Source organism: Pseudoxanthomonas sp. (assembly GCF_036845285.1).
GTDB lineage: Bacteria > Pseudomonadota > Gammaproteobacteria > Xanthomonadales > Xanthomonadaceae > Pseudoxanthomonas_A.
Genome location: NZ_DAIUEE010000004.1, coordinates 206,183 through 219,010, shown reverse-complemented (window position 1 = coordinate 219,010; position 12,828 = coordinate 206,183). Strand labels below are relative to the sequence as shown.

The following is a 12,828-nucleotide window of genomic DNA, read 5'->3' as shown; positions in this document are numbered from 1 at the left end:
GGCGGGGGAGCAGCGATTCTACCCCTTCCCCGCCGGGGCCGGACCCGGCCGGTTACGGTGCTGCGTCACGCCACGGTCATGCAGCCTTCGCTCAAGGGGCGATGAAGCGGCAGGCATCGCGTGCCTGCGACACACGGCCGCAGGTATCCGCGAATGCGGTGGCGGCGGGCCGTTTGCCGCTGTCCAGCCACTGTTCGAGCACCTGCAATGCGCTGGCGTATGTCGCATCCTGCAGCCGGCTGTGGTCGCTTTCGTCGGTGAGGGCCTGCAGCAGCAGGTCGCTGCGTCCGGCCGCTTCCACGGTGGCGGCATAGATCGCCTCGGCCTCGTACGACACGGTCGGATCGTGGCGCGCGTGCACGGTGACGGTCGGCCGCACGATCAGGCCAGACAGGTCGGCGTCGTAGGCGAGCATGGCGACGGCCGCGGGATCGGCGCTGAAACGCTCGACGCCGGCATTGAGCGCGCGGTCGTCGCGCGATCCGCGATACACCGTCTTGTGGTTGTCGAACGGGTTGCGGCCGCCGAGCCGCTTCTGCACGACGTCCTGGAAATGGAACGTGCCCCAGGCGAGGTGCGCGACCAGCTGTTTCTCGGCCACGCCGGTGACGGCGAGGATGTCGCGCAGGTTCGCCGCCTGCGCCGGCGTGCGCTTCGACGCCGACTGGTCGACACCGGTGCACGCGTCCACGCGCGTGCGCAGGTCGTCGCGCGTCATCTTCGCGCCGGCCGGCAGCCCTTGCCACAGCGGGTACTGTGCTTCATCGGCCGCCGGATGGTTGCGGCAGTAGTACTGGTAGACCGCGCGCAGGTCGGCGCGGAAGCCGTAGCCGCGCGTGCCGCCGGACAGCAGCCCGTTGGTGGTCAGCACGCCGTCGTAGTTGGCGCGTCCGTCGATGTCGAGCGCATACAGCTCGGCCACCTTCGCCGCCACGTTGCCACCCCACGACTGGCCGTGCAGCAGCGTGCGCTCCGGGCGGCCCCAGCGCGACCAGAACACGCGACGGCTGACGTCCACGTCGGCGGCCGCCATGCGTACGCCATAGCCACCGCGGCGGTAGGTGCTGCCGATCCACGCATAACCGCTGCGCACCATCACCGCGAAGCGGTCCAGGTCTTCCGCAGAATCGCCCGCTTTAGGCGCACCCAGCCGCGGCCCGCCGTGCGCGTGCACGATGAGCCGGCGGTTCCACGTCTTCGGCATCGCCACCAGCAGCCATGCCCCGTTCGCATCGCGGGCCTCGTGGCAGTCGACCTGTGTGCCGACCGAGGCGGGACAGGCGACCGGAGCGAACGTCGCCTTGCCGTCGGCATCGGCCGCCCCGGCAGGCAGGGCGACCGTGCCCAGCACGGCAAGCACGGTGGCGATCCAGCGACGGCTCATGCTTCGCATCGTGCCTGCGTCCTCCTCAGAACGAACGGGCGATGTTGACGTACCAGTAGCGACCCCACGGATTGTGCAGCGAACCGCGGTAACCGCCATCGGCCAGCGACGGGCCTTCGTCGGTCAGGTCGCGCACGCCCAGGCGCACGGCGGTGCCATCGGGGAAGCGGTACTGGCCGTACAGGTTGTGGGTCAGGCGCTGGTCGACCACCCACGGGTCGCCCGAGAGACCCAGCAGCTGCGGCTGTTCGAACGAACTCATGTACTGCGCCGAATAGCCCACGCGCCATGCCGCCTTGTTCCAGGTCAGCGAACCGCTGGCACGCCATTCCGGGCGGCCGTTCTGGCCGATCAGCTGGCTCGGGTCGGGCAGCGGCGTCAGCGGATCGATGGTGCCCGCCGCACGCGCCGCATACAGCGCGTTGACGATGTCGCCCGGATCGCGGGTGAACTCCAGCAGGCGGGTCGCGTTGAGGTTGACCGAGAACGAACCGAAGCGCGTGCGGCGCAGCGACCAGTCCAGGCCGAAGTCCAGGCCACCGGCGGTCTGCGGCTGCAGGTTGATGAAGCGGTCGTTGATGGCGGTGACGCGGCCCACGGGATCGATGCCGGTGCCGGCGAACGCGTCGATGTCCTCCTGCGTCGGCGCCTCGCGCACCACCAGCGGGTTGCTGCCGCCGCCGACGCGCGCCAGGTAGTCCACTGTCAGCGCGGTCTGCGCGCCCAGCAGGCCGACGATCTTCTCCTGCTCGATCTTCCAGCGGTCGACGGTGAAGGTGAAGCGGCCGAAGCGCTCAGGGATGAAGGTCGGCTGGAACACCACGCCGAACGAGGTGTTGGTGCTCTCTTCCGGTTCCAGGTCCGGGTTGCCGGCCACCAGCAGCGACGCGCCCGAGGTGCTCTGTCCGCAGGCGCTGAACGAGGCGATGCGGCCGGCACGCAGGTCGGCCTCGCAGCGGATGTGGTCCACGCCACTGGCCAGGCGTGCGTACTGGGTGGCGTTGGTCTGCTCCAGGTTCGGCGCGCGGAAGCCTTCGGAGTAGGAACCACGCAGGCGCAGGCCCTCCACCAGGTCCCACGCCAGCGCCACCTTGGGCTTGGCGACGGAGCCGAAGTCGGAATAGTGCTCGTAGCGGCCAGCCAGCTGCATGTCGAGGCGATGCACCAGCGGGATGCCCATGTCTTCCGACACCAGCGGCACCGCGAATTCGACATAGGCCGAACCGACGTTGCGCGAGCCGCGCGTATCGGGGTTCGGGCTGACCGCCGCGACATTGCTGAGGTTGGTGGCGCCGGTGACCATGTCCGTGAAGGTGTAGGTGCCATCGAGGTTGGCATCGCGATCGTCGCGCTGCGTCTCGCGGCGCGCTTCCGCACCGAACGCCATGCCGACACTGCCGGCCGGCAGCGCGAACAGGTCGCCGCGGCTCATCTTGAAGTCGGCCATCGTCAGCGTGGTGCGCGACTCGCGCACCAGGTCGAACACGATGCCGTCAATCGCCGCCTGCGAACTCGGCGAGCAGTCGCCGTAGCTCGGCGTGGACACGCAGCCGCCGCTGAACGGGTTGTAGGCGTCCGGCGTCGCCAGCGCCAGCTGCTGCTGCAGCTTGGTCATGTTGATGTTGGGCGAACGGTCCTCGGCCTCGGCTTCGGAGTACAGCAGCGCCGTTTCCCAGTTCCAGCCGTTCCACTCGCCGCGCAGGCCGGCGAGGAAGCGCGCCTGGTAGTTCTCCACGCGCACGCGCTGGAAGCCGGCGTCGACGTAGCGGTAGTTGCTCATCTGCACGGGCAGGCCGGCGGCGGGCACGCCGGTCAGGCCGGGCAGGCGGTTCGGGTTCGGCGAACCATCGGGCAGCGTGGCGGCACCGAACGGATTCCAGTAATTGGTAGCCGGGATCCACAGGCTGTTGAGGTTGACCACCGGCGGCTGCGTCGCTTCGCTGACCGCGTGGTAGAAGCCGACTTCGCCGAACGCCTCGACGTTGTCGCCCACGTCGTAGTGGCCGGTCAGGAACAGGTTGATGCGCTCCACCGACGGCCGCACGCTGGTGCCATGGCGCGTGTCGTAGCGCATCTCGCGATTGGTGGTGTTGAAGTTGTGGTTGCCGCTGGCCAGGCACAGGTCGTTGCCGAGGCTGACGCCGCAACCGAAGCTCGACGGCTGGACGCGGAACGCGCCGGCGGTGTTCGTCACCGCCACGCCATTGGACCGGATCACCGCGCGCGGCCCGACGGTCAGGCGCGCCCACGGCGTATGCGACGAACGGCCGTCGAGCGCGGCCAGCCCGGCGAAGTCCGGATAGTCCGCGAACAGCGCGCGCAGGTCGTCGGTCGCGGTGAAGTCCTGGTCCGATGCCATCAGTTCGGAGCGGTCGGTGTAGTTCAGGAACAGCGAGACGTTGCCGCGGTCGACGTTGTGGCCGGCGAACAGGTTCACCTCGAACTCGTTCATGCCCGTGCCTTCCGCACCGCCGTAGCGCGTGCTGGCGCTGACGCCGTCGAAGTCGGTCTGCAGCACGGTGTTGACCACGCCGGCCACCGCATCGGCGCCGTAGATGGCCGCCGCGCCGTCGAGCAGGATCTCCATGCGGTCCAGGCCGGAGACCGGGATCGCGTTGGAATTGAAGCTCTGCACCGGCACCGTGCCGGTGTCGGACGTGCCCTGGCTGGTCGGGTGCTGCACCAGCCGACGACCGTTGAGCAGCACCAGCGTGTTGCCGACGCCGAGCGAGCGCAGGTTGACCGAATTGACGTCGCCGCGCGCGGCGTTGCTGGTCTGCGGATTGTTGGACGCGTCGAACAGCACGTCGCCCATCTGCGGAATGGTGCGCATCAACTCGTCGCCGGAGATCGCGCCGGAGGCATCGATCTGGTCCGCGCCGACCACCAGCACCGGCAGCGCATCGGTGGTGGCCGCGCCCTGGATATGCGAGCCGACCACGGTGACCTTGTCCAGCGTGGTGGCCGGTTCCTCCGCGGGCGCCGACTGCGGTGCCGGCGCGGCCGGTGGCGTGGTGTCCTGGGCGGCGGCGGCATGGATCACCGCCAGCAAGGCCAGGGTCAGACTGCTGCGCAACGGGGTGCGGCGTGGGTTCAAGGCATGCATCGTTCAGTCCCTCCTCTGAAGACGTGGTGCGGCCAGCGTCAGTCGGCCGTGAGTCGTGTCGGATCGCCCGGGCCTGCGGCCGGATCGGGTGCGGCGGCGATCGGGGCGGACGGTCCGCCCAGCGCGCGCGCCAGCGCATCGCGGTCGAGCGCGTTCTCCCAGCGCGCGACCACCAGCGTGGCCACCGCGTTGCCGGTGAAGTTGGTCAGCGAGCGGCATTCGCTCATGAAGCGGTCGATGCCGAGGATCAGCGCCATGCCGGCGACCGGCACTTCCGGCACCACCGCCAGCGTCGCGGCCAGCGTGATGAAACCGGCGCCGGTGACGCCTGCGGCGCCCTTCGAACTCAGCATCGCCACCAGCAGCAGCATGATCTGGTGGCCCAGGCTCAGTTCGGTATTGGTGGCCTGCGCGATGAACAGCGCGGCCAGCGTCATGTAGATGTTGGTGCCGTCCAGGTTGAACGAGTAGCCGGTCGGCACGACCAGGCCGACCACGGACTTCGATGCGCCGGCGCGCTCCATCTTCTCCATCAGCGACGGCAGCGCGGACTCGGACGACGACGTGCCCAGCACCAGCAGCAGTTCCGCCTTCAGATAGCGGATCAGGCGGAAGATCGAGAAGCCACACCACCACGACACCAGGCCGAGGATGACGACCACGAACAGCAGCGAGGTCAGGTAGAACGAACCGACCAGCCACGCCAGGTTGACCAGCATGCCGACGCCGTACTTGCCGATGGTGAAGGCGATGGCGCCGAACGCACCGATCGGTGCGGCGCGCATCAGGATGTGTACCAGCCGGAAGACCGGCGTGGTCAGCGCTTCCAGCACGGTCAGCACCGGGCGGCCCTTCTCGCCGACCAGCGCCAGCGACAGGCCGAACAGCACCGCCACGAACAGCACCTGCAGGATGTTGTCGCCCACCAGCGGGCTGACCAGCGTCTTCGGGATGATGTCCATCAGGAAGCCGACCAGCGACAGCTCGTGCGATTTCTGCACGTAGTCCTGCACCGCGGACTGGTCCAGGTCGGCCGGATTGATGTTCATGCCGGCGCCGGGCTGCACCACGTGCGCCACGATCAGGCCGACCACCAGCGCCAGCGTGGAGAAGAACAGGAAGTACGCCATCGCCTTGGCGAACACGCGGCCGACCGTACGCAGCTGGGTCATGCCGGCGATGCCGGTGACGATGGTCAGGAAGATCACCGGCGCGATGATCATCTTCACCAGCTTGATGAAGGCATCGCCCAGCGGCTTCATCGATTCGGCCAGCGCCGGCTCGAAATGCCCCAGCGTCGCGCCCAGCACGATGGCCACGATCACCTGGAAGTACAGCTGCCTGTACAGCGGCACCTTCGGCGGCGGCACGTAGGGGGTATCGGCCAGGTGCATGGGGGACACTCCGTGGATGGCGACGCCACCCGGATCGGCGGCCGGCATGTTGTACCCCCGCATCGCCGCCGCGCCGATAACCTATTGGTACTAGCCCGCCCCGATGCTGCGCCGCACCTTTTAGACTGCGGCCCATGCTGCGTGCCCGCCGCCACCGCCAGATCCTGCTGGTCCTGCTGTCGATCCTCGGCGGCGCTGCGCTGGTGATGGCGCTGGCCTACCATGCGGCCGGCACGCGCGCGCAACGTGCGGAAACGGCGCAGCTGGAGCGGCAGCTGGACCTGCATGCGCAGGCGCTGCAGCAGCGCATCGACCGCTACCGCACGCTGCCGCAGGTGCTGGCGCAGGACCCCGACCTGCGCGCGGCGTTGCTGGCGCCGGTGGACGACGCGCGCCGCAACGCGCTCAACCAGCGCCTGGAGGACGCCAACAGCGTCACCCGCTCGTCCACGCTGACGCTGATCGACCGCCACGGCATCGCGCTGGCAGCCAGCAACTGGCGCGCGCCGACCAGCAACGTCGGCGAGGACTACAGCTTCCGTCCCTACGTGAAGCAGGCGCTGCGCGACGGGCAGGGGCAGTTCTACGGCATCGGCCTGACCACCGGCGAGCCGGGCTATTTCCTGTCGCAGGCAATCACCGGCGATGGCGGCGACGTCATCGGGCTGATCGTCATCAAGATCGAACTGGACGCGCTGGAACAGGAATGGCTGCAGACGCCGGACATCGTGCTGGTCAGCGACGCGCACGGCGTGATCTTCCTCGCCAGCCAGGATGCCTGGCGCTATCGCACGCTGCGGACGCTGACCGATGCCGATCGCCGCGAGCTGGCCGCCACCCGCCAGTACGCACGGCAGACGCTCACGCCGCTGCAATGGCAGGACCTGTCCGCGCCGGGCGATGGCGCACGCCGCGTGCAGCTGCGCGATCCCGCGCTTCCCGGCACGGTGCTGTGGCCGTCGATGGCGCTGCCGGAAGAAGGCTGGCAACTGCATCTGCTGCACGACGCGTCGGCGATCACCGCGGCGGGGCGCACCGCCGCCCTGGCCGCCGGCGGCGCCTGGCTGGCGCTGTCGTTCCTCGTGCTGTTCATGCAGCAGCGCCGCCGGATCGCACTGCTGCAGCGGCGCAGCCGCGAGGAACTGGAAACCGTATTGCAGCAGCACGCGCAGGAACTGCGCACCGCCCGCGACGGCATCGTCGAGGCCGCGCGCTCGGCCGATGCCGGCCTGAGCCGCAGCCTGGAGCACCTGCCGCAGGGCGTGGTCATCATCGATGCCGACCTGCGCCTGGTGGCGTGGAACTCGCGCTACATGGACCTGTTCCGCTTCCCGCCCGAGCTGATCCACGTCGGCCGACCGATCGAGGACGTATTCCGCCACAACGCGCGTCGTGGCCTGCTGGGACCCGGCCCGGTGGAAGAGGCGATCCAGCGCCGGCTGGACCACCTGCGCAGCGGCAAGCCGCACATGCGCGAAAGCGAGAAGGACGACGGCGTGGTGCTGGAGATCCGCGGCAATCCGCTGCCGGACGGCGGCTTCGTCACCAGCTACGCCGACATCACCAGCTACAAGCACGCCGCACGCGACCTGCGCTCGCTGGCCGATGCGCTGGAACACCGTGTCGAAGAGCGCACTCGCGCGCTCGCCGAGGCCACGCAGGCGGCGGAGAACGCCAACCGCTACAAGACGCGCTTCGTCGCCTCCGCCGTGCACGACCTGCTGCAACCGCTGAACGCCGCGCGCATGTTCGTGTCGGCGCTGCGCGGCCGGCTGCACGACGACGAGGCGCATCGCCTCGCCGACCACGTCGACAATGCGCTGGCCGCGCAGGACGCCATCCTCAACAGCCTGCTCGACATCGCCCGGCTGGAATCCGGCACGCTGCCGACGCAGGTGCGCGACTTCGCGCTGGCGCCGCTGCTGGAAACCCTGCTGCGCGAGTTCGGCATGCTCGCCGAAGGCCGCGGCCTGGTACTGGACGGCGTCGCGACCCGCGCCATCGTGCGCAGCGATGAAGCCTTGCTGCGCCGCATCCTGCAGAACTTCCTGTCGAACGCGCTCCGCTACACGCCGCGCGGGCGCGTGCTGCTGGGCGTGCGCCGGCGCGGCGATCGCGTGCGCATCGAGGTGCACGACCAGGGACCGGGCATTCCGGACAGCCTGCAGGCGGAGATCTTCGAAGAGTTCCGCCGCCTCAACGACGGCGTCGCCAACGACCGCGGCGCCGGCCTGGGCCTGGCCATCGTGGAGCGCATCGGTCGCCTGCTCGGCCACCGCATCGGCCTGCGCTCGCAGCTCGGCCGCGGCAGCGTGTTCTGGGTGGAACTGCCGCGTGGCACCGCCGGCATTGCGGCCATCGACGCACCACCGGCGCAGGCCGACGTCGACGACGGGTCGCCGCTGCGTGGCCGCCACGTGTGGTGCGTGGACGACGATCCGCGCGTCTGCGACGCCACCCGCGCACTGCTCGAACGCTGGGAGTGCCACGTCGGCCTGGCCGCCGGTCCGGCCGATGCGATGGCGGCGGGGGTGCCCGGCCAGGCGCCGGACCTGCTGTTGCTCGACGTGCGGCTGGGCGACACCGACGGACCCTCGCTGTACGTACGCCTGTGCGAGCGCTGGGGCAGTGCGCCACCGGTGATCCTGGTCACCGCCGAGCGCGACGAGGCGCTGCGCGCGCTGGCGCTGGAACACGGCTGGGGGTTCCTCGCCAAGCCGGTGAAGCCGGCCGCGCTGCGCGCACTGATGACCCAACTCCACGTGCGCCGCGCACGCTGAGGATCGACCCGATGCCGTGCCAATGCTGACCTACGTCATTCCCGTCCTCGCCATCGTGCTGCTCGGCGCCGCGCTGCGTCGGGTGCGGCGCGTCCCCGACGGCCTGTTCCCGGCGATGGAGTGGTTTTCCTTCCACGTGGCGTTCCCTGCGCTGCTGTTCGTCGGCGCCGCACGGCTGAAACTGTCGGCCAACGATGCGCTGGACCTGGCGCTGGCCGCGCTGCTGCCGACGCTGGTGCTGACCGGCGTGGTGCTGCTGGCGCTGCGGCTGGCGCCACGCCTGCCCGGCCCCAGCCGCTCATCCGTCGTGCAGGGCGCGGTGCGGCCCAGCAGCTACTTCGGGCTGGCGGTGGCGGCGCTGCTGTTCCCGCCGGAGACCACCGCGATGGTGATGCTGGCGCTGGCGATCTGCCTGCCGGTGGTCAATGTCATCGCCGTCGTCGCGCTGGCGGTGTGGGGCAGCGGCGATGCCAGCGCGCGTGGCATCGCGCTGGCGCTGGCGCGCAATCCCATCATCCTGTCGACGCTGGCCGGCCTGCTGTACAACCTCAGCGGTCTGCCGCTGCCCGTGCCGCTGGCCGCGGCGCTGGACATCCTCGCCGATGCGGCACTGGCGCTGGGGCTGCTGTGCGTCGGCGGCGGACTGCAGTTCCGGCGCGACCACGTGCGGCCCGCGCTGCTCGGCGCGACCTCCGCATTGAAACTGCTCGCGCTGCCGCTGCTCGCCGTGCTGGTGTGCCGGTGGCTGGACGCCAGCACGCCGGTGACGGTCGCGGCGTGCTTCTACGCGGCGCTGCCGACCGCATCGAACGCCTACATCATGGCGCGGCAGATGGGTGGCGATGCGCCGCTGATGGCCTCGCTGGTGACGTGTCAGACGCTGCTCGCCGCCGCGACGGTGCCGCTGGCGATGCAGCTGCCGGCCTGGCTCGGCTGACTCACTCGACCGGCGGGCCTTCCGGTTCCAGCGACTTCACCAGCACCGCCGCCTGCGTGCGGCTATGGCATTCCAGCTTCTTCAGGATCGCGGTGACGTGCACCTTCACCGTGTTCTCGGCAAGGCCAAGTTCGTGCGCGATCTGCTTGTTGAGCAGGCCGTCGGCCAGGCACAGCAGCACGCGGAACTGCTGCGGCGTCAGCTGCGCCAGGCGCGCCGCGAGCGCCGCATCCTGCTCGGAGCGCTCGACGGTCAGTGGCGGAAACCACGCGCCCCCGTCCAGCACCGCCGCCACCGCCTCGCCGATGGTCTCGGCCGGCGACGACTTGGGAATGAAACCGGCCGCACCGAACTGCTGCGCGCGCCGGATCACCCGCGGATGTTCGTTCGACGAGATCACCACGACCGGCACCTCGGGATGCTCGCCACGCACGTGGAGCAGTGCGGAGAATCCGTGCGCGCCCGGCATGCTCAGGTCCAGCAGTACCAGGTCGGTATCCGGCCGCGCATCCAGCGCCTGCCCCAGGCTGGCCGCGCTGGCGGCCTCGGTCACGCCGGCACCGGGCAACGCGCCTCGCAGCGCGTGGATCACGGCGGTGCGGAACAGCGGATGGTCGTCGGCGACGAGGATGGCGGGCGAACTCATGCGCCCAGTGTGCCATCGGCGGCGGACGGGGCGCGTAGCACTTTGTGGCTAGGCCGCCGGGCCCAGCTTGTCCAGGCGGATCCGGTTGGCGAACAGCGAGAACGCCAGCATGCCCGCCAGGCCGTTGGCGCGGCTGACCCAACTCGGCAGCCAGCGCGGCGGCACCAGCACGCCGGCATCGAACATCGGCTCGAACGCGGTCACGTCCTCCAGCGTCATCTTGCCGGCGAACAGGCGGCGGCACAGGCGCAGCCGGTCCTGCTGCAGCGAGCGGCGGAAGAAGGTGTGCACGCCGATCAGGCCGCGCAGGTACACGGTGTCCTTGGTGAACGCCGCGCCACCGGACGTCGGCACGCCACGGAACACGCGCTGCGCCGACGAGAAGCTTTCCGCCGCGTTCTGTCCCGCATCGGTGAAGTAGCGGAACACCTCGATGAAGTCGGCGCCTGCCAGCGCCATCGCGACCGCCTCGATGCGCAGGCTGATGCGCTTCATCCGCTCGATGTCGATGCTGCCGGTGATCTGCTCGGCGAACGTCGCCAACCCTTCCTGGGTGGCGGTGACGCGCGGCGAGGCCAGCGCCAGGCTCGGCAGCACCGCCTGCTCGCGCCCGTTCAACGCGGTCAGCGAATGCACCAGCGCCTCGTGCTGCAGCAGCTGGCGGCGGTCGTAGTCGCTGAAGGCGGCGCCATGCCGCAGCCGGATGCGGGTGGCGCCGGCGGCGGCCTTGGCGATCAGCTGGCGATCCAGTTCCACGGTGATGACGCGGCCATCGAAGAAATCGTCCAGGTCCGCCTGCAGCTGCAGCTGCAACGCAGTGGCGGACACGGGCACCTGCTCCTCGGGCGACAGCAGTTCGTGATCCAGCTCGTTGGCAATGGCGATGAAGTGGCCGGCGGCATCGCGCGTGGTCGGGCCATCGCCCGGCAGGCAGGCCTCCGGCGTGCCGAACAGCGCGATCGAATGCGTGGTCACCGCCGGCGTACCCAGCGATTCCAGCAATTGCGCGGCGATGTCCCAGCTGTGCACCGACTCGCGGAGGTAGCAGCCCAACGGATGCGACGGGTCTGCGGCAGCGGCGATGCCGGCGAGTTCGCGTCGCGCGTCACCGAAATCGAGTCGCGGATAGTCGATGACCGGCAACACGGGCTGGCCACGCTCGAAGCCTTCCAGGAACGGCGCCTGCACCTCGGCAGGCCAGCTGGCCAGGCTCAGCAGCTTGATGCCGCGCACGGCCTTGACCAGGCGCGCATCGAGCGCGGCGTGATGGGCGATGTCGGGCTGCATGGGATCCTCCGGGCGTCACTGTAGCCCACGGCGCCCGTCACTCGACTATGCTCGGGTCTCGTCCAACAGTTGCGGGGGCAGCATGCTGGAGCTTGATGCGGTGCAGACCCTGGCCTTCGCCGGCCTGGCGCTCTTCCTCGGCTATGCGCTGTGCCGCGTGGTCCCGCTGTTCTCGAAGTACAACCTGCCGGCGCCGGTGATCGGCGGCCTGGTGGTGGCCGTGGCGGTGCTGATCGCGCGCCGCTACGAGGTGACGCTGTTCACGCTGGACACCAGCCTGCAGACGCCGCTGATGATCGCGTTCTTCACCACCATCGGCGTCAACGCCAGCGTGGCGCTGCTGAAGCTCAGCGGACGCCAGGTGGTGATCTTCCTGCTGCTGGCCAGCGGCTTCGCCATCGTGCAGAACCTGCTTGGCATGGCAGTGGCGATGGGCTTCGGTCTGCATCCGCTGTTCGGCGTGCTGGCCGGCTCCACCACGCTGACCGGCGGCCCGGCGACGGGCCTGGCGTTCGCGCCGCTGTTCGAACAGGCCGGCGTGGAAGGCGCCGCCACGATCGCGGTGGCCGCGGCGATGGCCGGCATCCTCTGCGGCGGCCTGATCGGCGGACCGGTGGCCACCGTGCTGATACGCCGGCACAAGCTGTACGGCGGCGTGCGCCTGGGCGCACCGGACGAATCCGCCGCCGAGCCGACCGGCGCACGCGACACGCCCGATTTCGCCACGCGCGAGTCCGCCGCGCTGAAAAGCATCGTGGTGATCCTGGTGGCGATGTGGCTGGGCGCCGGCGTCAGCCAGGGCCTGGCCGCCGCCGGCCTCACCCTGCCCGCCTACGTCGGCGCGATGATGGTCGGTGCGCTGATCCGCTACCTCGACGACCGCACCGGCTGGATCGGCCTGCCGGTGGCGACGACGGACCTGATCGGCAACGTCTGCCTGGCGCTGTTCCTGGCGGTGGCGCTGATGAACCTCAAGCTGTGGGAACTGGCCGGCCTGGCCGCGCCGCTGCTGGTCAACCTCGCGCTGCAGGTGGTGCTGGTCGCACTGTTCTGCGGGGTGGTGTTCCGCGTGATGGGCCGCGACTACGACGCGGCGGTGATGGGCGGCGGCTTCATCGGCTTCATGCTCGGCACCACCGCGAACGCGATGGCGGTGATGCGCACGCTGGTCGAACGCTACGGCATGGCGCCGCGCGCCTTCCTCGTCGCCCCGCTGGTCGGCGCGTTCTTCATCGACTTCACCAACGCGCTGATCATCACCGGCTTCATCAACCTCTGGGATTAAGCGCGCCGT

At 69.9% G+C, this 12,828-nt stretch carries 8 protein-coding genes; 3 read left to right on the top strand and 5 right to left on the bottom strand.

Annotated features, from left to right (window positions below):
* Nucleotides 1–91 precede the first annotated feature (91 nt).
* The 3 genes from V7060_RS07320 to V7060_RS07310 are packed head-to-tail and all read right to left on the bottom strand — an operon-like array spanning nt 92 to nt 5,884.
* Nucleotides 92–1,384 carry a hypothetical protein gene (locus V7060_RS07320; RefSeq protein ID WP_334178580.1) on the bottom strand — a complete coding sequence of 431 codons (1,293 nt, stop codon included), beginning with the start codon at nt 1,382–1,384 and terminating at the stop codon, nt 92–94.
* 25 nt (nt 1,385–1,409) lie between these two features.
* Complete coding sequence (locus V7060_RS07315; RefSeq protein WP_334178579.1) at nt 1,410–4,481, bottom strand: TonB-dependent receptor; 3,072 nt, start codon at nt 4,479–4,481, stop codon at nt 1,410–1,412.
* 47 nt (nt 4,482–4,528) lie between these two features.
* The gene (locus V7060_RS07310) at nt 4,529–5,884 is read right to left on the bottom strand and encodes a dicarboxylate/amino acid:cation symporter (RefSeq protein ID WP_334178578.1); all 1,356 of its coding nucleotides are present in this window, start codon (nt 5,882–5,884) and stop codon (nt 4,529–4,531) included.
* A gap of 137 nt (nt 5,885–6,021) precedes the next feature.
* Between V7060_RS07310 and V7060_RS07305 the strand changes: the two genes are divergently transcribed.
* Entirely contained in the window at nt 6,022–8,664 is a 2,643-nt protein-coding gene (locus tag V7060_RS07305) for a PAS-domain containing protein (protein WP_334178649.1), read from the top strand.
* Nucleotides 8,665–8,686: 22 nt separating this feature from the next.
* Nucleotides 8,687–9,601: an AEC family transporter gene (locus tag V7060_RS07300; protein ID WP_334178648.1), complete on the top strand. Its 915-nt coding sequence runs from the start codon at nt 8,687–8,689 to the stop codon at nt 9,599–9,601.
* Between the two features lies 1 nt (nt 9,602).
* Here the strand turns inward: V7060_RS07300 and V7060_RS07295 are convergent, their stop codons facing one another.
* Together V7060_RS07295 and V7060_RS07290 are read right to left on the bottom strand one after the other, a co-directional pair.
* Complete coding sequence (locus tag V7060_RS07295) at nt 9,603–10,247, bottom strand: response regulator transcription factor (protein WP_334178577.1); 645 nt, start codon at nt 10,245–10,247, stop codon at nt 9,603–9,605.
* Nucleotides 10,248–10,295: 48 nt separating this feature from the next.
* Nucleotides 10,296–11,534 carry a flavohemoglobin expression-modulating QEGLA motif protein gene (locus tag V7060_RS07290; protein WP_334178576.1) on the bottom strand — a complete coding sequence of 413 codons (1,239 nt, stop codon included), beginning with the start codon at nt 11,532–11,534 and terminating at the stop codon, nt 10,296–10,298.
* Between the two features lie 82 nt (nt 11,535–11,616).
* Here V7060_RS07290 and gltS point away from each other — a divergent pair, with 82 nt between their 5' ends.
* Nucleotides 11,617–12,819, top strand: coding sequence for a sodium/glutamate symporter (gene gltS, locus V7060_RS07285; RefSeq protein WP_334178575.1), 1,203 nt, complete (start codon nt 11,617–11,619; stop codon nt 12,817–12,819).
* Nucleotides 12,820–12,828 lie beyond the last annotated feature (9 nt).